Raw genomic sequence first — 19,022 nt, 5'->3', positions numbered from 1 at the left:
CACGCATAAGTTTATGAAATGTTGCACAATATAGATTAGGTATATCTGTTTATTGAGATTGCCAAATGATGAATTGAAAAGAGAGGAACAAATTGTATGCGTAAACGAATTATTCAAGCAGCTTTTGCGCTGGTAGGTGGATCTTTGGGGCTACTTGTCTTACCAAGTCTTTGGGAACTATTACACTGGAACAAAATGTTCTTCATCGATAACAACATTACTGACTTTATTATTGGCGCGCTTTTGCTATTATTCGTGTCATTTTACTTCGTTGATATTATTGACAGTATGTTATCTGATGTTGAAAAATACTTATCAACGAAGAATCCACTGACGTTATTAATTGGTAGTGTCACGACGATTTTGGGGATGTTAATTGCCGTCTTAATCTCAAGTCTATTTGTTAATTCAAAAATCTTGCTGGTTAATACCGTGATTCCCATTTTATTAATGTTAATTTTAGGGTATTTAGGTTTCCGGCTAGGGACGACGCGGATTGAAGAATGGAAGAAATTAATTCCAGCATTTAATCGGACACGCGCGAAAGTCGAGCCCGCCCATGAAGGTGAGCTAGTTGGTGATTTGAATCAAGAACCCAACTATCACCACTACAAAATTTTGGATACAAATATCTTGATTGATGGTCGTATTTACGATTTGGTTAAGACAGGATTTGTTGAAGGAACGCTGTTAGTACCTAATTTTGTCTTGTATGAAATTCAATATATTGCCGATTCGGCCGACTCAATTAAACGGGTCCGCGGGCGTCGTGGTTTAGATATTTTGAACAAATTACGTGAAGAAAAAATTATCCCAATTGAAATGTACGATGGCGATTACGAAGATATTAAGGAAGTTGATGAAAAGCTAGTGCAACTGGCGAAGGATTTGGATGCAGTTTTAGTAACCAATGATTTTAACTTAAATAAAGTTACGACTTTCCAAAATGTTGAAATTTTCAATATTAATGAATTGGTGGGGGCTCTACGTCCGCGCGTCTTACCTGGTGAAACGATGAATGCGATGGTCGTTAAAAAGGGAACCGAGCGACAACAAGGGGTAGCCTACTTGGATGATGGTACGATGGTCGTAGTTGAAGATGGGCAATACTTCATGAACAAAACGATTGAAGTGGTGGTCACGTCAGCATTACAAACGGATGCTGGCCGCATGATTTTCGCCAAACCAACGCACTCAACCAAACCGATTGATAAACCAAAGAACTAAATGTGGTGAATCGCCTGATTGACTTGTGTCATGGTGTAATTAGGTAAATTTTGATTGACCAATTAAATAAGTTCCCATATAATGAGCGCTCGCACTTTAAATGCGGGCGTTTTTGTTGTATTATTCCATTAGTACGTACTAAAACGTAAAAAAATCATGAAAGAGGCTAGAAACTTGGCAAATAAGAAGCTTCGGGTGCGTTATGCCCCAAGTCCAACTGGGCACCTCCACATCGGAAATGCTCGGACAGCATTGTTCAACTATCTCTATGCGCGTCACAACAAGGGAAAGTTCATTATTCGGATTGAAGATACCGACCAGAAACGGAACATTGCGGATGGTGAACGGAGCCAGCTTGACAACTTGAAGTGGCTCGGTCTTGATTGGGATGAAGGTCCTGATAAGCCTGGTGACGTTGGTCCATACCGTCAATCAGAACGTTTAGAAATCTACAAGCCATTAATCCAAAATTTGTTGGATCGTGGTTTGGCATATGAATCATACAAAACAGAAGACGAATTGTCTGCTGAACGTGAACGTCAAATTGAAGCTGGTGAAACACCACGCTACATTTACGAATTTGCGGGTATGACTGATGAAGAACGCGAAGCTAAAATTGCTGAAGCTAAGGCCGCTGGATTGACACCAGTTGTTCGTTTCAAGGTTCCAGTTGGTAAGGTTTACGGCTGGGAAGATATCGTCAAAGGCCACATCGAAATCGGTGCGGAACAAGTCGGTGGTGACTGGGTTATCCAAAAGCGTGATGGAATGCCAACATACAACTTTGCCGTTGTTGTTGATGACCACATGATGGAAATCTCAGACGTCCTTCGTGGTGATGACCACATCTCAAACACGCCTAAGCAAATGATGATCTATGAAGCATTTGGTTGGGATGTGCCTAAGTTTGGTCACATGACTTTAATCATCAACACGGAAACTGGTAAGAAGCTTTCTAAGCGTGACGAATCAGTGCTCCAATTCATCGAACAATACCGTGAACTCGGTTACTTGCCTGATGCGATGGTTAACTTCATTATCTTGCTTGGCTGGTCACCAGTTGGGGAAGACGAAATCTTTAGCTTGAAGGAATTCGTTAAGATGTTTGATTCTGAACGTCTCTCAAAATCACCAGCTAAGTTTGATGGTAAGAAACTTGAATGGGTTAATAACCAATGGTTGAAGAAGATTTCAACTGACGATATTATGCCTTCAATCTTGCACCAATTGGCTGCGGCGGACTTAATCACCCCAGCTGACTTGGACGCTGAAAAGTTGACTTGGTTGCACCGCATGACAGAACTCTACAAGGATCAAATGTCATTCACCAACCAAATCGTGGAATTCTCAAAGGATACGTTCTTTGAAATGCCAGAACTTAACGACGAAGCTAAGGAAGAATTGGTTGATACTGACGACGTAATCAAGGTGCTTTCAGCATTCCGTGATCACGCCCAAGCCCTCGAATTTTTCGTTGCCGCTGCAATCGCGCCTGAAATCAAAGCTGTCCAAAAGGAAACTGGTATCAAGGGTCGTAAACTCTTCATGCCAATCCGGATTGCAACTTCACACGAAATGCACGGACCAGCATTGCCAGAAGTCTTAGAATTGATTGGTCGCGACACTGTCGTTGCCCGTCTTGATAAGATAATCAGCGAACTTAAAGCTTAATAATTAACAAGGCAAAGCTCAGAATCTTAATTGGTTCTGGGCTTTTTTCGGCTCTATTCCGTCTGACGTGGGTTGGGCGAAATTAAGCTTGTGAAATAACCCTGGAATCTTAACGGATTTCGGGGTTTTATTCTGTCATCAATTTAGTAAATTGTGATGTTAAAACGTGTTTATTTAATAATTGGAGACGAATCCGATGGAAGAAGTTAGCGGGTTTAGCGTAACCATAGGCAGTCCGTTTCATTTGTTTAATGCGCCGATTAATGCCCTCAATACGCCCGTTACTGGCTTTAACTCTAAACGATTCAATGATGCCACGTCTGTATTTCTTATAAGTTTTTATGACAGTATCCATGGGCGTGCCAGTAGTTTTATAGTTTTTAAGTAGCGCAACGAATTCATCTTCCTTGCGGCTGTTTACGGCCCGTAAAATAAGCTGATAGATTTCGCAAGCAATGCCCAAGTTTGGGCATTGGGTATAGACCTCATCAAGGATGTCGATGGTGAAAGCGTATTGATTAATGCCTTTGAACCAGCGCGATGCGAAAATATCATACTTTGACTCGTTGGTTAAGAAAAGTTTCCAGTTGGACTTGAGAATTTTGTAGATTCGAGTACGGTTGTCGACAGTGTTTTGGTACCCAGTTCGGACAGATTGAACGGCTTTCATCGCCAGTTGGACAGTATGAAAGCGGTCGATAACGACCTGTGCGTTAGGAAACATCCGCCGGACAACAGTTTGATAGTTGGCGTTCATATCAGTGACCACAAGTTTCACACATTTACGATTTTTTAACGAGAAATTCGCCAAATAGCCCCTAACTTTAGCGTTCGTGCGCTCTGGGAAAATCTCGATAAAATCAGAATTCGAGCCATTGATCATTTCGAAGCCGTAGCGATTTTTCATGTATTGAACTTCATCAATACAAATAAACTGGGTGAGTTGTTTGTCATAGTTTGGCCGGTAACGGTCAGCTGTGGCGTTGAGAAGTTTATGAATCTTAGTGTGTGATAGTTTGAGGATATATGAAATCAACTTGGCTGAGATATCAAATCGTGCGAGGTCGAGTATTTGAAGCAATAAAGGGCGTGTAATTTTAGAATTGTCCCGTAAATCATGGGATTGGGCGACAACAGTACGGGCGCAGCCGTTACACTTATAACGTTTTTTGTCGAGATGTAGGACTTGATGATAACCGTTTGTGGAAGGCAATACGTGAACCGAATATTCCGTGGAATGGCGATACAAACTTGGATGAGCACAGTAAGGGCAACATTCAGGCATAACATCAAGCGTAGCGGCGTAATTAAGGGTTGCGTAATCATGTTTGTCATTCTGAGTAAGATAGTTGAACTCACCATCATCAGTAATGTGAAAATTGAAATTTGGGTCTGTTAATCCAGTGGCACGTAAGATAGAATTATTAGTGGGCATATGTCGTATTTCCTTTTCTGTTTGTGTGAGAACTTCAGAATAACAAGGAAAGACGATGTATGTCTTTTTATTTTGGGAAAAGTTTGTGAAATTTGAATACCAAAAAAGCGTGAGATATTGAAATCCCACGCTAAAAAAAATACAGCCCTTTTTTCGTCTGACGTGGGATTACATAAAATTGGCCACTTCGTTAGTTAGAAATAATGCTCAAACTAGTAAAAAACAGTTACCAACCTCAGACCGCAGTAACATGGGAAAAATAACGCTGACAATAGAACCTTAGTAATTCGATGATTGAAAAGTACGGAAATGACAATCTCACGCTCCGTTAAAAAGTCGGCATGAAAGGTATTTTTTTAACCCGAACCCTTGAAAAATAAAAGCAAGAGGACTATAACATACTTATGGGGCACTAAAAGAGCTACAATCGACTCTTTCGATGTTTCCAATGATGCGATGTATTTCAAATTAACGGAACAAAGAAGGGAAGTATTATTATGTCAGAAAAACACAGTGGATTTGCCAAGTTGGCAGCAGATGCCAAGAAGATCGAAGCCGAAGCTGCAAAGGAAGAAGCCAAGAAGTAATTTGACGGCCGAGCCAATTGCCAATTAAAGTCATGTTTAGTCACTGGAAACGGTGAGTGAACATGACTTTTTTGTTATTTTTCGGTGAAAAAATTATGCATAATGGGCGCGTGCTTTAGCGGTGAATCAGGGTGTGCGTAAGGGGCACAAGGTTGAAGGGCTCATCCTAAAAATCTTCAAATTTTATTGCGATAATTGGTATTAGAATATTAACGAAATGAATTATGAGGACACTGACATGAAAAATAAAACACTTGCGGCTTTCGGTCTTGCATCGGCTTTGGTTGTTTCAACGGCTGTAACCCCGGTAACAGCACTTGCAGCTCATACCGCAGACTTAGTGCGAACTGAAATGACAATTACAAAACAAAATAATAAAATCGCGACTAACGCAACTAATATTGGTGAAGGTAAGGCCTTTGCGCAATTGATTCCAGATGCACAATTACGCGCGGCAATTTATGCGTATGGTTTTGTTGATAGTGATAAAGGACCGCTCTGGGATCCCCAAATTACGATTGATGCAGATGGTAACGTAACTGTGAACGGACCAGGGACTGAAAATCCAAACTATAATGGTGGGTTCCTTTGGCAACGTGATGAACAAGGGAGTGGCTACTATGATTTATTAGACACTTCAGATGATGTTAATGCGGTTAAGGATGTCTTGGCATTGATTGTGCAATTGCCACTGACGAGACAAAACGGACTGGGAATCACTGATTTAACTGGTATCAAGAATTTAGTAAACTTACGCGTGCTTGATATGCATGCGGATCAAGGTGCACCACACGCTATCACAGCAATTAAGGGAAAAGCTTTCCAGGGAATGAAGCAGCTGGCGCACATTCATTTAAATGGTAATGGGCTTACTGAGATTGCTGTTGATGCATTTGTTGGTGATTTTAATTTAGCAGACTTGTACATTGAAAATAATAATGTGACTAATTTTGATGCGTTACAGGCCCTAAAACCGGATTGTAACGTTAAGGCTGATTGGGATAAAGTGACTGGCTGGGAAAATGGCATTAATGACTTGGCAAGTAAGTTAGGAGTGCCAACTAAGCCAATTGTAGCGGGAAATGCAGCTAATGCGATTGAATTTGCCCAATTTAAACAAGAATTGTTGCTTAAGCAAGCCGTTGCAACACAAAATGTCAGCCAAGCAATTGCTGCTGCAGGGCTCATTGTTGGGACTGGGGGCCTTAAAGATCCGGCCGTCGTCAATGCAATTAATGCGCTGAATGCAGCCAAAAATAGCGGCCAATACAGTCAAGTTGCTAATCTGTTAGCAGCACTAACAACTGCCGTTAATAATTATAAAACTGAAGTTACTAAGCAAGCAAATGCGGCCGTCAACAAGGAAACGGTGAAGGACGGGGATGGTAAGACCAACGTCGCTAAAGCCCGGACTGCATTGAAGAATGCATTGAAAGCGAACAGCGCAAACTATGATCAATTAGTGCAATTGACAGCACAATTGAACAACGCCTTAGCTAAAACGACAGTTAATAAGTACAGCGTGAAGTTAGCAACCACAAAAACCTATCATTTGCACAAATACGCTCAAGGCCAAGTTAAGGGGCAAAAAGCAAATGGTGCCACCGTCACAGCAACCGTAAATGGTAAGCAAATCGGGAAAACGAAGGTCAAAAACGGTAAATTCAAGTTAACGTACAAACAAAAGCTAAAGAAAAATCAAAAAATTAAATTTAGCGTTAGTCGTGCGGATGAAGCCATGGTCGTGCACCAAACAGGTACTACGACCCGTAAAGTTGTGGTTTCGCCAAAAGTTACTGCTACGCAATTTGTAATTAAGAAGCAACAAGTAGCAGGGAAAGTTACCGCTAAGAAGGGTGCTACAATCAAGGTTTACAAGGGCAAGAAGGTCATCAAGACGATCAAACTCGCCAAAAATGCCAAGAACCAAACCGTTAAATTTAAGTTGAAGCAAAAGTACGCTAACAACGCGAAACTGAAGTTGGTGGTTAAAAATACGCACGAAAACGGTTTAGGCACCACAACCGTGAAGAAGATTAAAGTGCAATAATTAGGTACATTAGTTTGGCGTGGGATTGAATAAAGTCACGCCGCTAGATAAGCGTGAAATTATTGATTACCGCTAAACTTGCAGCGACAAGGATTACTAGTCAGATTGCCTGCTCAAACTAACGAAGAGGCTGGAAACAGGCTGGACTTTAGCTCGCACCGTGATGGCATAATCAGTAACGGGTTTCGTTACTGATTATGGATTTGTGAAGATGGTTACCGCGTTAGCGAGCCAAGCTTCGCAAACATTTGAAGACCGCACTGTGGCTTCAAATGCTTGTCTTCCATCACGGTGTCCAGACTGGTTCCAGCCTCGTAGTGGGAATCAATCTGAGACACACATCCAAATTCCACGCTAGAAAAAATTTAGTCACAACTTTTAGAAGTAACTCAGCGAGGGGTTACTTTTTTTCGTGAATGACTGATTGTGTGATATTATTAGGGTATCTATGATGACAACTATTGGATTGTCACACACGTCAAAAATGATTAAGGAGATAGTGATGTTACGCGTCTTTAATACCATGACTCGGGAGAAAGAAGACTTTCACCCCATCACCGAAGGAATTGTGAACATGTACGTTTGTGGACCAACCGTCTACAACTACATCCACATTGGGAATGCGCGTTCAGCGATTGCCTTTGATACAATTCGTCGGTATTTTGAATATACTGGCTACAAAGTGAATTATGTTTCTAACTTTACAGATGTTGATGACAAAATCATCAAAGCTGCGAAGGCGGAAGGAATTTCTGAAAAGGAATTATCAACGCGTTTTGAAAAAGCGTTCCATGAAGATACGGCGCCGTTGAACATTAAGGATGCCACGGTGCGGCCATTAGCCACTGATCACATTCAAGATATTATTGAATTTGTTAAAGATTTGGTAGCTAAAGGCTTTGCTTATGAATCTGCTGGCGATGTTTATTTTCGGGCGCGTAAGTTCCCCAATTACGGCCATTTAGCGCACCAAAGTCTTGATGATTTGGAAACTGGTGCTTCTGACCGGATTGATGATGGCGAACTCGCACGCAAGGAAGATCCCGTTGATTTTGCGGTTTGGAAGGGTGCTGATCCTGAAATTGCAATTACGTGGGATTCACCATGGGGACCTGGACGTCCGGGCTGGCACATCGAATGTTCAGTAATGGCGACCAAATACCTAGGCAACACGATTGATATTCATGGTGGTGGCCAAGATTTAGCATTCCCACACCATACTAATGAAATCGCCCAATCAGAAGCCCACACTGGTCAAACCTTTGCGAACTACTGGTTGCACAATGGTTTTGTGACTGTTGGTGATGATAACGAAAAAATGTCAAAATCACTGGGAAATTTTGTCACAGTCCACGACATTATCAAAGAAGTTGATCCACAAGTACTCCGTTTGATGATGGCGACAACGCAATACCGGCGCCCAATCGCCTATACCCACACAGCGTTACAAGATGCTGAAAATATTTTGAAGCGTTTGGAAACAGCCTACCGTAACCTGGAATTCCGGATTAAATCAGGGATGGAAGTCAATGACGTTGAACTTGACCAAGCGGTAGAAACCCACAAGATGGCATTTATTGAAGCGATGGATGATGACTTTAATGTTGCCAATGCGATGAGTGCGATTGCTGATTTTGCGACGGTCTTGAATGTCACTGCAGAAGCAACCCAAGTTTCAGCACCTTCAGCGCAAGTAGCGTTGCAAGAATTTGCCGCAATGTTAAAGGTGCTTGGGGTTGAAGTTGCACCTACGGAAGTTGAATCAGATGCCTCAATTGACGAATTAATTGCCGAACGCGATGCTGCCAAGGCAACTAAAAATTACCAACGTGCTGATGAAATTCGCGAACAATTGCGCACCAGCGGGATTGTTGTTGAAGACACAGCTGCAGGTACCCGCTGGCACCGTGAATAATTATTAATGAGTATTTTGTAGCGAAGTAGAAAGAAGTAATGAATGACAGCTGATTATAAACAAATGAATGGGATTGCGTTAGCTTATATGGGTGATGCAATCTATGAAGTGTTCGTCCGTGAACATTTGCTGGATAAGGGGATGGTCAAACCAACCCACTTGCACCACACGGCAACCCGCTATGTGTCAGCCAAGGCGCACGCAGCGTTGTATGCTTTGATGGAAGCAGATGATATTTTAAGTGAAGAAGAACAAAATTATTTCCGTCGTGGTCGGAATGCTAAGTCACACACTGGTGCCAAAAACACTGATGTGGTCACTTATCGGACCTCAACTGGAATTGAAGCTTTGTTTGGCTATCTCTATTTAAGTCGGCAAGAAGATCGACTGAATTTTTTAGCTAATTGGTGTATTGAACAAGTTGAAGCAGGAAGGACATTAAATAATGCCAAGTAATTACGAAAAGCCACGCGGAAATCGCGATAACAAACCACGTCGTCCAAAGCGTGATGACAAGCCTCGGACTGATCGGGCGAAACGCGATGACCGCCCCCGGCGCGATGCTAAGTTGCGTACTGATCGGCCAGTTCGTGATGAAAGTGGTGTGCCTGCACCATTGGGTGACTTTGTCATTGGTCGCCACCCCGCTATCGAAGCTTTGAAATCAGACCAAGAAATTAATAAAGTTTGGTTACAAGAAGGAATGCGCGCGGATGCCATGAAAGAAATCATGGACTTGGCGAAGGAAAAAGGTTTGGTTATCCAATCAGCGCCCAAGAGTAAATTGGATGATTTGAGTGATAATCAAAATCACCAAGGGGTAGTCTTGTCAGTGGCAGCATTCAAGTATGCTTCAATTGATGACATGTTTGCAGCCGCAGCGGCTAAAGACGAAGCCCCATTCTTCTTGATTCTTGATTCAATTGAAGATCCCCACAACTTGGGTTCAATCATGCGGACCGCTGATGCAGCTGGGGTGCACGGAATTATCATTCCAAAGCGCCGCGCAGTGCAATTAACGGCGACCGTTGCGAAGACTTCAACGGGTGCAATTGAACACGTCCCAGTGGCCCGTGTTACGAACCTTGTTGCGGCGGTGGAAGACTTGAAGAAAAAGGGTCTCTGGATTTTTGGCACCGACATGAACGGAACTGATTACCGTAAGTGGGACGCTAAAGGCCCAGTTGCATTGATCATCGGCAATGAAGGTAAGGGTGTTTCACAACTTTTGAAAAAGTCAGTTGATGAAATGTTGACGATCCCAATGATCGGTCACGTACAATCATTGAATGCCTCAGTAGCTGCTTCATTGTTAATTTACCAAGGTTTCTCAACGCGTCACCCATTTTAAGCCGGTATAACTAATAAAATATTTGCTTAATAAGCTAATTTATAATACGAACACCGCTTACTTGTCAGCTGACAGGTGCGCGGTGTTTTTTTATATTTTGTTCGCGTTTTGTAAATGAATGTTTGATTTTTGACAACGAAATTGTCCGTTATTGTAAGTTCAGAAAGGCGTGCGCGTTAGTTAACTGTTTCGCACACGATGCTGAATGTACTGAAGCTAACGAACGATGGAGGAATATGGGGATGCTGGATTTTGAACAAATGGATACGACAACATTGGTCATTGCTCTGCAACATGAGCATGATGAGCTGGGATTTGTCGAGTTGTGTAATCGTTTTAAACCGCTATTTTATCGGTTGCACAAAAAGTTTTATAATTTGAATTTTACTGTGGATGAATTGCAACAAGAAATGCGTTTGGGCTTGTTTGATTGCTTGCAAAAATTTAAAGCGGTTGGGTATCGGCAAACGTTTGGGGCGTATCTCAAACGGATGCTGCAACATCGGTTGTTAGATCATTGGCGCCACCAGCAAACCCAAAAGGCCATTTTTTACCGTGAAAATTGTGAGTTGTTAGATGCTGAGCATGACCATGAATATCTACAAAAACGGGTATTTTATAGTAATTTATATCAGGCTGATAACTTACTTGAGCTCCGTGAAACGTTGACGGAATTTGGCTATTGCTTGAATAGTGAACTGGAACGGACAGCGTATCATGATATTTTGAGTGGGCGAGAAAGTGCAAATAATGACCAGAAAACCCTGATGCAGATGAGTCGGGCGCGAACTCGGGTCAGGAAAAAGCTTGAACAGTATCTCAAATAATGGTAATCTAGAATAAGAATTCATTTACAGGGCAGGGTCACTGTGACTCCAAGTAAAGTTTTTTATGCGGTGCCGGGTTGCCGGCCCAAGTAGAATCCTTTAGTCAGTAATTTAAGAATCATTTAGGAGGTTTGCCAGATGGCCCAAAGAAAAATCGCGTTAGCTTGTAGTGTCTGTGGTTCACGTAACTACACAATCGCTGCGAATCCTAACCGAACAGAACGTTTAGAAGTTAAGAAATTTTGTAAGTTTTGTGGACAACACACGTTGCACCGCGAAACTCGTTAAGATATTACAACGATGGAGTAGATAGATGAAATTTTTAAAGAGTGTTATCGCAGAAATGAAGATTGTCACTTGGCCAACCGCTAAGCAAAACCGTAAAGATTCAATCACGGTTATTGGCACTTCAATCTTTTTTGCCCTTTTCTTAGGTGCAATTGACTGGTTGGCTCAAGGTGGAATTACTTTACTTTCTAAGTAAAAATAATTTGCGTTAAGCGCCTAGTTTGCTATAATTAGACTAGTGTTTGGGAAAACTTCGTGGCTACGAGGTTTTTTTTGTTACATTTGGCACGCTTGGTAACTGCGAACCCAGCAACTCAAGCATTACATGCAGTGCACCAACAAGCGCCAATTTAAATATTTAATCACATTGAAACATCAGACAAGGGAGAACACAATGGATTCGATCGAAAAACAATGGTACGTGTTGCACACTTATTCAGGTTACGAAAACAAGGTTAAAGCAAACCTTGAATCACGGATTGAAACAATGAACATGACAGATTACATCTTCCGCGTTGTCGTGCCTGAAAACGAAGTGACAACTGTTAAAGATGGTGAAGAAAAAACAGTCATCGAAAATGATTTCCCAGGTTACGCCTTGGTTGAAATGGTGATGAGTGATGAAGCTTGGTTCGTTGTGCGGAACACGCCTGGTGTGACTGGGTTCGTTGGTTCCCACGGTGGTGGTTCAAAGCCAACACCACTCTTGCCTGAAGAAGTTGATAACTTGATGAGCCGGATGGGAATTTCTGCACGCCGTGAAGAAAAAATCGAAATTGCTGAAGGCGAAACCGTTAAGATTGTGGCCGGACCATTTGCTGGTATGGAAGGGGTTGTTACCTCTGCCGACGATGAAAAGCAATTGTTGAACGTGACGGTTGAAGTCTTCGGACGTGAAACACCTACCGAAATGTCATACGATGATGTTGATAAGGTTGAAACGTTTTAAGTTTTAGAATTATTGTAAATATAAATGAAGGGCTTTGACTGAGCTGATGGTCAAGGTCCTTTTTTCTACAAAACAGGGAGCGATATGAATGATTGATTTAACAACCGGCTCACCATTAAAAAAGATTATGCTGTTTTCGATTCCGTTACTCATTGGGAATTTCTTTCAGCAAATGTACAGTTTCTCGGACACTTTAATTGTTGGCCAGACGTTAGGGGTGAAACCCTTGGCCGCCGTTGGCTTGACGGGTGCCCTGCAATTTTTAGTTTTAGGATTTGCTAACGGTTTGACCGTTGGGTTAGCTATTATTACCGCGCAAAAATTTGGGGCCAAAGATTTAGATGGGGTCAAAAAGAGTTTTGCGATGGGGATTGTGATTAGTTTGATTACGTCGATATTTGTGACGATTTTAGCGTTAAAATTTTTACCAAATATTTTGCATGTTATGCGCACTCCTGCCGATATTTATGAAGATGCTTATTTGTTTATTTATATTATTTTTGCGGGGACGTTTGCCCAAATGGCGTACAATTTGTTGGCCAATGTCTACCGGGCAGTCGGTGACTCGCGCACGCCGCTGATTTTCTTAGTGGTCGGCCAAGTCCTCAACGTAATCTTAGAACTCTGGTTTATCCTGGTCTTTCACATGGGGGTCGAAGGAGCTGGGTATGCGACGGTTATTTCACAAATCGTCTCAGCCGTATTGTTAATTGCTTGGATTCCTAAGCACCTACCAGTTTTGGCAATTAAGTGGGCGGACTTTAAAATGGTTGGTAGTCGGATTTGGGAACACGTCCGAGTCGGTTATCCAGTTGCTCTCCAATCATCAATCATTGCGATTGGTTCGGTCATCTTACAAATGGCGATTAACGAGTTAGGTACCGATGCCGTGGCCGCAACGACCGCTGCCTCGAAAATTGACCAATTTGCCGTGTTGATTTTCTTGTCATTTGGGACGGCAATGGCGACGTATACCGCCCAAAACTACGGTGCCCGTAAATTTAGCCGGATTATTACTGGTGCCAAACAGATTACGGTGGTCGTAATTCTAATTTCATTTGTTATTGGGGCGTTGGAAATTTTCTTCGCCGATCACTTGGTCAGCCTATTTATTGAAAATGGTGGGAACGCGCAAATCTCGACGATGGCGCAAACGTACTTCAACGTTGTTGGGGTCACGTATGCCTTGTTAGCGATTTTGTTCATTTGGCGCAATGTTTTACAAGGAACAGGGAACAGTATCGTGCCGACTGCTTCAGGGGTTGGTGAATTAATTGCCCGGACGTTTGGTGGCTTGTTCTTAGTACCAATCTTGGGCTACTTTGGGGCAATGCTCTCGAATCCGTTATCATGGACGGCTTCTGTGCTGGTGATGGGAATTCCATATGTGCGTTTGATGCGTGAAATGAAGACGTTACAGGGGATGGAAGATTATCGCGACTCCAAGGCTACAGTAGAAAGCTAAACTCCAGTCACAAATGATGATTCTGAGCGCAGAGTCAGGCGTTGAGACAAAGCAAATGAATATTTTTTACGCAAAAGGCGGCTAAGTTCTTGTACTTAGTCGCCTTTGGTGCTATTATACTCAAGTATGCTTCAAATGGGGCATATGTGGGAGGAGAAATCTTATCTCCATTCATACCACAACACGAAACGGAGGTAATGTATCGTGGCTAAAAAAGTCGTAACAGTTGTTAAGTTACAAATTCCTGCCGCTAAGGCAACTCCAGCTCCACCAGTGGGTCCTGCCCTTGGTCAAGCTGGTATCAACATTATGGGGTTCGCAAAGGAATTTAACGCACGTACTGCTGATCAAGCAGGTATGCTTATTCCAGTTGTGATCTCAGTGTACGAAGATCGTTCATTCGACTTCATCACTAAGACTCCTCCAGCAGCCGTTCTTTTGAAGAAGGCAGCTGGTGTTGAAAAGGGTTCTGGTGAACCTAACACTAAGAAGGTTGCAACGGTTACTAAGGCGCAAGTCCAAGAAATCGCTGAAACTAAGATGCAAGACCTTAACGCAGCTTCTGTTGAAGCAGCAATGCGCATGGTTGAAGGTACTGCACGTTCAATGGGCTTCGTTGTCGAAGGCTAATTGCTAACACACAGTCGGATCACGTACGAAAGTATGTAAGATCAAGCGGGAGGTGGGGACACCGTCTGACCGCATTTGCAAGGAGGAATAGCTAAAAATGGCTAACAAACATGGTAAGAAATATGTTGCTGCCCTCGAAAAGGTAGACCAAACTAAGGACTACACTCTCGACGAAGCAGTTGCATTAGTTAAAGAAATTGATTTTGCGGGCTTTGACGCTACAGTTGAAATTGCTTTCAACTTGAACGTTGATACTCGTCAAGCTGATCAACAATTACGTGGTGCCGTAGTTTTACCTAATGGTACTGGTAAAGATCAAACTGTTGTTGTGTTCGCACAAGGTGACAAGGCTAAGGAAGCGGAAGCTGCTGGCGCTGATGTCGTTGGTGATGCTGACTTGATCAAGCGCATCCAAGACGGTTGGTTGGACTTTGACGTTGCTATTGCAACGCCAGACATGATGGCTCAAGTAGGTCGTATTGGTCGTGCACTTGGTCCTAAGGGTTTGATGCCAAACCCTAAGACTGGTACGGTTACTATGGACGTTACTAAGGCTGTTAAAGAATCAAAAGCTGGTAAGGTTACTTACCGGACTGACCGTGATGGTAATGTTTCAGTTCCAGTTGGTAAGGTATCATTCGATGCTGAAAACCTTGTTGGAAACTTGAAGACTATCTCAGATACTGTTGTTCGTTCACGTCCAGCTGCCGTTAAGGGAACTTACGTGAAGCACGTATCTATCGCATCTACTTTTGGTCCTTCAGTTAACGTTGCTGTTGACTCATTGTAATCATTAGTTTAATTTAAATTAAATTAGTGGTTGACCAATCGCAGGATTCCTGATATTATTACGTAGTTAATTGAATACGATTTCTACCTAAGACTCAGGAGGCATTTGCCTTAATATCCTGCCGAGGAAGTTTACAACGACTTTAATTCCCTCGGCTCAAGTTTGCTTGACCGGGGGATTTTCTTTTGAGAAATCAAAATAAATAAAGGAGGAAAAAATACATGAGTGAATCAGCTATTGCCGTTAAGGCAGGTTTGGTTGAAGAAACAGCCGCTAAGTTTACTGAAGCAGTATCATCTGTTGTTGTTGACGTACGTGGTTTAACTGTTGAACAATCAAACGCATTGCGTAAATCTCTTCGTGAAGAAGGAATCGAATTGAAGGTTATCAAGAACAAAATCTTGACTCGTGCCGCTGACGCAGCCAACCTTTCTGATTTGAAGGAAATCTTCAACGGCCCATCTGCAGTTGCCTTTTCTAAGGAAGACGCAATCGCACCTGCCCGTATCTTGAAGGAATACGCCGATAAGATCGAAGCCCTTGAAATCAAGGGTGGTGTTATCGACGGTACTATCGCTTCAGTTGAAGAAATCAACAAGTACGCAGCATTACCATCACGTGATGGCTTGTTGTCAATGTTGCTTTCTACATTGCAAGCACCTGTCCGCAACTTTGCATACGCCGTTAAGGCCGTATCAGATGCCAAGGACGAAGAACCAGCCGCTTAATTTTAAGCAGGCATCCTAAAACAAAACAATATTTCGGAGGAAATTAACAATGGCTTTGAACAAAGACGTTATCATTGAAGAATTGAAAACTGCTACTATCTTGGAACTTGCTGATCTTGTTTCAGCAATCGAAGAAGAATTCGGTGTTTCTGCTGCTGCTCCTGTAGCTGCTGCTGGTGCTGCTGGTGCCGGTGAAGCTGCTAAGACTGAATTCGACGTTGAATTGACTTCAGCTGGTTCAGCTAAGATCAAGGTTATCAAGGCAGTTCGTGAAGCAACTGGCTTGGGCTTGAAAGAAGCTAAGGACTTAGTTGATGGTGCACCATCAATCATCAAGGAAGCTCTTCCAGAAGCTGATGCTGATGCTCTTGTTGCTGCTCTTGAAGAAGCTGGTGCTTCTGCAGCCAAGAAGTAATTCTAGCTTATTAGAAAAACGTTTGGACTTCGGTCCGAGCGTTTTTTTTGTACATAAATGGATTTCGTCTGAGGTGGGATTGAATAGAATTGGCCACTGCGTTAGTTAGTAATAATTCTCAAACTAGTGCTCAAGATATATTTCTTGGTACGTGAGTATTGTTAAACAGAAGTACAGAAATGAGAATCCCGCGCTAGAATAAACAGAACTGATAAATCATGTTTAATAATCATGATACTAATTAATGTGTAAGAGATAACGAACCATGAGTGATTCAAATAATCCAGTAGATTCATTGTCAGACAGTGCATCTGCTGTTAAGAAACTGAAAACAAACTCAGCAGATGTGTAACCGACTTTGCAGGACATAATGGTTGGGCAAGACAGCAGTGAGTTGCAGAATTTTTAAATGAATCAAAATAATTTTAGCGAATGGCTGTCATCTTAGGAAAATTCAAACTTTTATTAGATAATAATATTGACGCGATAATATTATTAATCAATAAATTGGAGAATATGTCATGTTAAAAATGAAAAAAGGATCAATCATTAGCAGTGCGGACACCCTATTTAATGAATATGAGCTATCTGAAAAACAAATCAAAGCCAACATAGATGTAGATATGATTGCGGAGATATTTAAGATTTGGATTAAGGGTCATAGTTCTGAACAAATATTCTTAATTTTAGAAGTACCGGTGAAAATGAATGAAGAAACTGAAGTTCGACCCGGGGTTCTTGAAGCTACGCATTCAAATGTGTACTACCTTGGCGATTGCGATGAAGACCATGCCTTAAAATTGCTAGGACAATATGGTGACGTTTTCTTCAACGATGGTGTGATAACAGTTGGATTTGGTAGTCAGGAGTCTCAAGAAGAAATTCAGTGGACAAAGTATAACGTGATGTATGTGATTGGTGATAGTGTTCCATATTTTGCAACTGAAGTTATGGACAAAATTGGTTTTTCTAGAGTAGATCATGTTATCACCGCATGGGACACAATTTCAGCTGGTACTCTTGGTGTATCGAAAAGATTTGAAAGAGAAGATGGCACATCAATTATAGAAATTGTTGAAGAATTAAAAGGGGAAGGCTTGTTTTTAAATGAAGTAATTGAAGATTAGTCATTAAGTTATAGCCTGATTATTGGTAAAGGAGATTGCTATGTCTGATAAACTCATATTCTTTTATTATCCAGATTCGCAAAACATTATCGCCTACTCACATTCAATAGTGGCTGATATTACACGTAGACGAGGTTTCGCTATGATCTCTATGACTTCGTTTCATTGATTAAAGGCGCAGAGTTCGAAGATGTTCCCAATGTGATTAAGGCTCTTGATGTGGACTATGAACCGTCCAAATTCATAGTACCATTTAGTACTTATTAACGTTGGCAAGCAGATGCTGATATATTCGTTATGAGTGTTAATACTACTAGCTTAAGCACAATTAAAAAAACACTCTCAAAATGAGAGCGCCTTGGTAAATATTATGCTACTTCATGAAATAAGTAATTGAAGATCCATAACGAAGTTCGATGAATTGACCGGTTTTCAAAGTAATAGTTCTTTGTTTACCAGGAGTGTAATGTTTATATGAATAATATGACGGCTGGCAAATCCAGTAATCGCCTTCGTAGGTTGTTGTTTTACTGTAGAAAATCGACAATGTTCCGCCGGTAAAGTAGAAGTATCCTGAATACGAAGGGCATACGTAACTATCATCGCCATAACCAGTATTCATATTTTCATTTAATTCGACCCAGGATTCTTGTGATTCTGCATCGGAAGCATTCCAATCAACTGAGTCATCATCAGCCTCAAAATAATGGTAATCGTAACTTGCTGTTCCATCTAATGAACCCCAATCATTTGCTAGTAAGTATACAGGGGATTCAGATGAATCATATTTGAGGTAATGATTTTTAACGTGTTTCTTACCGTTAATTACATATTTGCCTGGTTGAATATCAGTTCCGACACGTAGAAATGCGTTGCTATAAACGTACTTCTTTTGCTGTTTGTTTTTCAGGAACAGGCTTGCGTGGGATTTAGCTTTATTAATTGGTACTAATTTTGCGTGTCGTAGACGGACAGAATAGCCAGATTTTACACGAGTATAAGTGAATTTGAAATTACTGTCAGTGTCTTGCGTTTTGTATTTTTTATCTACAACTAGCATTCTTGTTCCGCTACTATTTTTGTTGATTTGGTAATTGCCTTGTTTGATTTTTTTCGCTTTAACATGATATTTTGCTTTGAATTTTTTAGGATTAGTTGAGTAGTATGTGTATCCCTTTTTAACTTTCATGCTTTCGGCATTAGCATTAGTGCACATCATCATACCTAACAACAGTGGAATAGCACATAATAAAATTGATTTTCTCATTTTTTTATACCTCTTCATTGTTTGTTTGCTAATTCACTCTGCATTCACATTTTCATGTTAATTATATCATCACGTTTAATTTTATTCGATTGATAGGATAGAGGACGGTTAATCGAGATACCGTGATTATCATTGTGTCAATATTCGCCGCGTGAATTACGAATGAAGTAATCCCATTATTTGCTTAAGCATTGTGTTACTAAATGTCACCCCTAATCCGTAAACCACTTGCCACATCACGTTGGAAGTAGCCCGCAAAGCCAAAATACGGTCTTGGGAGGTCTGAAAAATTCGGCCAAT

At 41.5% G+C, this 19,022-nt stretch carries 18 protein-coding genes and 1 other annotated feature; of the genes, 16 read left to right on the top strand and 2 right to left on the bottom strand.

Translation table 11 applies throughout. The features are described from left to right. Positions 1 to 96: 96 nt before the first annotated feature. Both EQG49_RS04805 and gltX read left to right on the top strand, forming a co-directional pair. Positions 97 to 1,227 (top strand): PIN/TRAM domain-containing protein, encoded by a 1,131-nt coding sequence (locus tag EQG49_RS04805; protein ID WP_133362911.1) that lies wholly within the window; start codon positions 97 to 99, stop codon positions 1,225 to 1,227. Positions 1,228 to 1,401: 174 nt separating this feature from the next. Beyond that, complete coding sequence (gltX, locus tag EQG49_RS04800) at positions 1,402 to 2,898, top strand: glutamate--tRNA ligase (protein WP_165964791.1); 1,497 nt, start codon at positions 1,402 to 1,404, stop codon at positions 2,896 to 2,898. A 127-nt stretch (positions 2,899 to 3,025) separates the two neighbouring features. Here gltX and EQG49_RS04795 read toward each other — a convergent pair whose 3' ends face one another. Then, the gene (locus tag EQG49_RS04795) at positions 3,026 to 4,333 is read right to left on the bottom strand and encodes an ISL3 family transposase (RefSeq protein ID WP_133362909.1); all 1,308 of its coding nucleotides are present in this window, start codon (positions 4,331 to 4,333) and stop codon (positions 3,026 to 3,028) included. Between the two features lie 825 nt (positions 4,334 to 5,158). On the opposite strand from EQG49_RS04795, the gene EQG49_RS04790 reads away from it, so the two are divergent. The 14 genes from EQG49_RS04790 to EQG49_RS04725 all read left to right on the top strand — a co-directional run bounded on the left by EQG49_RS04790 (position 5,159) and on the right by EQG49_RS04725 (position 17,455). Next, positions 5,159 to 6,970 (top strand): leucine-rich repeat domain-containing protein, encoded by a 1,812-nt coding sequence (locus EQG49_RS04790; RefSeq protein ID WP_165964790.1) that lies wholly within the window; start codon positions 5,159 to 5,161, stop codon positions 6,968 to 6,970. 502 nt (positions 6,971 to 7,472) lie between these two features. Then, positions 7,473 to 8,885 (top strand): cysteine--tRNA ligase, encoded by a 1,413-nt coding sequence (gene cysS, locus EQG49_RS04785; RefSeq protein WP_133364529.1) that lies wholly within the window; start codon positions 7,473 to 7,475, stop codon positions 8,883 to 8,885. 42 nt (positions 8,886 to 8,927) lie between these two features. Then, positions 8,928 to 9,341, top strand: a complete 414-nt coding sequence (locus tag EQG49_RS04780; RefSeq protein WP_133362907.1) for a Mini-ribonuclease 3 — start codon at positions 8,928 to 8,930, stop codon at positions 9,339 to 9,341. After that, positions 9,331 to 10,236: a 23S rRNA (guanosine(2251)-2'-O)-methyltransferase RlmB gene (rlmB, locus tag EQG49_RS04775; RefSeq protein WP_133362906.1), complete on the top strand. Its 906-nt coding sequence runs from the start codon at positions 9,331 to 9,333 to the stop codon at positions 10,234 to 10,236. Before EQG49_RS04780 ends, rlmB begins: the two co-directional genes overlap by 11 nt. 242 nt (positions 10,237 to 10,478) lie before the next feature. Next, complete coding sequence (locus EQG49_RS04770) at positions 10,479 to 11,063, top strand: sigma-70 family RNA polymerase sigma factor (protein ID WP_165964789.1); 585 nt, start codon at positions 10,479 to 10,481, stop codon at positions 11,061 to 11,063. A 138-nt stretch (positions 11,064 to 11,201) separates the two neighbouring features. Next, positions 11,202 to 11,351, top strand: a complete 150-nt coding sequence (gene rpmG, locus EQG49_RS04765) for a 50S ribosomal protein L33 (RefSeq protein ID WP_133362904.1) — start codon at positions 11,202 to 11,204, stop codon at positions 11,349 to 11,351. Between the two features lie 25 nt (positions 11,352 to 11,376). Continuing rightward, positions 11,377 to 11,547: a preprotein translocase subunit SecE gene (secE, locus tag EQG49_RS04760; protein ID WP_133362903.1), complete on the top strand. Its 171-nt coding sequence runs from the start codon at positions 11,377 to 11,379 to the stop codon at positions 11,545 to 11,547. A 198-nt stretch (positions 11,548 to 11,745) separates the two neighbouring features. Beyond that, entirely contained in the window at positions 11,746 to 12,300 is a 555-nt protein-coding gene (gene nusG / locus EQG49_RS04755) for a transcription termination/antitermination protein NusG (protein ID WP_133362902.1), read from the top strand. 88 nt (positions 12,301 to 12,388) lie between these two features. Further along, complete coding sequence (locus tag EQG49_RS04750) at positions 12,389 to 13,765, top strand: MATE family efflux transporter (protein WP_133362901.1); 1,377 nt, start codon at positions 12,389 to 12,391, stop codon at positions 13,763 to 13,765. Positions 13,766 to 13,969: 204 nt separating this feature from the next. Beyond that, positions 13,970 to 14,395: a 50S ribosomal protein L11 gene (gene rplK / locus EQG49_RS04745; RefSeq protein WP_133362900.1), complete on the top strand. Its 426-nt coding sequence runs from the start codon at positions 13,970 to 13,972 to the stop codon at positions 14,393 to 14,395. Positions 14,396 to 14,492: 97 nt separating this feature from the next. Further along, complete coding sequence (gene rplA / locus EQG49_RS04740; RefSeq protein WP_133362899.1) at positions 14,493 to 15,185, top strand: 50S ribosomal protein L1; 693 nt, start codon at positions 14,493 to 14,495, stop codon at positions 15,183 to 15,185. Positions 15,186 to 15,253: 68 nt separating this feature from the next. After that, positions 15,254 to 15,378 (top strand) — a sequence feature (ribosomal protein L10 leader region). A gap of 28 nt (positions 15,379 to 15,406) precedes the next feature. Continuing rightward, on the top strand, positions 15,407 to 15,913 hold the full coding sequence (gene rplJ / locus EQG49_RS04735) for a 50S ribosomal protein L10 (protein ID WP_133362898.1): 507 nt from the start codon (positions 15,407 to 15,409) through the stop codon (positions 15,911 to 15,913). A 49-nt stretch (positions 15,914 to 15,962) separates the two neighbouring features. Beyond that, positions 15,963 to 16,328, top strand: coding sequence for a 50S ribosomal protein L7/L12 (rplL, locus tag EQG49_RS04730; RefSeq protein WP_133362897.1), 366 nt, complete (start codon positions 15,963 to 15,965; stop codon positions 16,326 to 16,328). 521 nt (positions 16,329 to 16,849) lie between these two features. Then, the gene (locus EQG49_RS04725) at positions 16,850 to 17,455 is read left to right on the top strand and encodes a hypothetical protein (RefSeq protein ID WP_133362896.1); all 606 of its coding nucleotides are present in this window, start codon (positions 16,850 to 16,852) and stop codon (positions 17,453 to 17,455) included. Positions 17,456 to 17,828: 373 nt separating this feature from the next. Here EQG49_RS04725 and EQG49_RS04720 read toward each other — a convergent pair whose 3' ends face one another. After that, positions 17,829 to 18,722 carry a hypothetical protein gene (locus EQG49_RS04720; protein WP_133362895.1) on the bottom strand — a complete coding sequence of 298 codons (894 nt, stop codon included), beginning with the start codon at positions 18,720 to 18,722 and terminating at the stop codon, positions 17,829 to 17,831. Between the last annotated feature and the right edge of the window lie 300 nt (positions 18,723 to 19,022).

The sequence above is a fragment of the Periweissella cryptocerci genome (assembly GCF_004358325.1).
Lineage (GTDB): Bacteria > Bacillota > Bacilli > Lactobacillales > Lactobacillaceae > Periweissella > Periweissella cryptocerci.
This window is presented reverse-complemented; position numbering and strand designations above follow the sequence as displayed.

Coding starts and splice junctions, on each gene's coding strand:
- EQG49_RS04780 (WP_133362907.1), top strand. CDS start 8,928: ATGACAGCTGATTATAAACAAATGAATGGGATTGCGTTAGCTTATATG.
- rplJ (WP_133362898.1), top strand. CDS start 15,407: ATGAGTGAATCAGCTATTGCCGTTAAGGCAGGTTTGGTTGAAGAAACA.
- EQG49_RS04725 (WP_133362896.1), top strand. CDS start 16,850: ATGTTAAAAATGAAAAAAGGATCAATCATTAGCAGTGCGGACACCCTA.
- rplL (WP_133362897.1), top strand. CDS start 15,963: ATGGCTTTGAACAAAGACGTTATCATTGAAGAATTGAAAACTGCTACT.
- EQG49_RS04790 (WP_165964790.1), top strand. CDS start 5,159: ATGAAAAATAAAACACTTGCGGCTTTCGGTCTTGCATCGGCTTTGGTT.
- EQG49_RS04770 (WP_165964789.1), top strand. CDS start 10,479: ATGCTGGATTTTGAACAAATGGATACGACAACATTGGTCATTGCTCTG.
- rlmB (WP_133362906.1), top strand. CDS start 9,331: ATGCCAAGTAATTACGAAAAGCCACGCGGAAATCGCGATAACAAACCA.
- EQG49_RS04805 (WP_133362911.1), top strand. CDS start 97: ATGCGTAAACGAATTATTCAAGCAGCTTTTGCGCTGGTAGGTGGATCT.
- rplA (WP_133362899.1), top strand. CDS start 14,493: ATGGCTAACAAACATGGTAAGAAATATGTTGCTGCCCTCGAAAAGGTA.
- secE (WP_133362903.1), top strand. CDS start 11,377: ATGAAATTTTTAAAGAGTGTTATCGCAGAAATGAAGATTGTCACTTGG.
- rpmG (WP_133362904.1), top strand. CDS start 11,202: ATGGCCCAAAGAAAAATCGCGTTAGCTTGTAGTGTCTGTGGTTCACGT.
- nusG (WP_133362902.1), top strand. CDS start 11,746: ATGGATTCGATCGAAAAACAATGGTACGTGTTGCACACTTATTCAGGT.
- EQG49_RS04750 (WP_133362901.1), top strand. CDS start 12,389: ATGATTGATTTAACAACCGGCTCACCATTAAAAAAGATTATGCTGTTT.
- cysS (WP_133364529.1), top strand. CDS start 7,473: ATGTTACGCGTCTTTAATACCATGACTCGGGAGAAAGAAGACTTTCAC.
- EQG49_RS04720 (WP_133362895.1), bottom strand. CDS start 18,722: ATGAGAAAATCAATTTTATTATGTGCTATTCCACTGTTGTTAGGTATG.
- EQG49_RS04795 (WP_133362909.1), bottom strand. CDS start 4,333: ATGCCCACTAATAATTCTATCTTACGTGCCACTGGATTAACAGACCCA.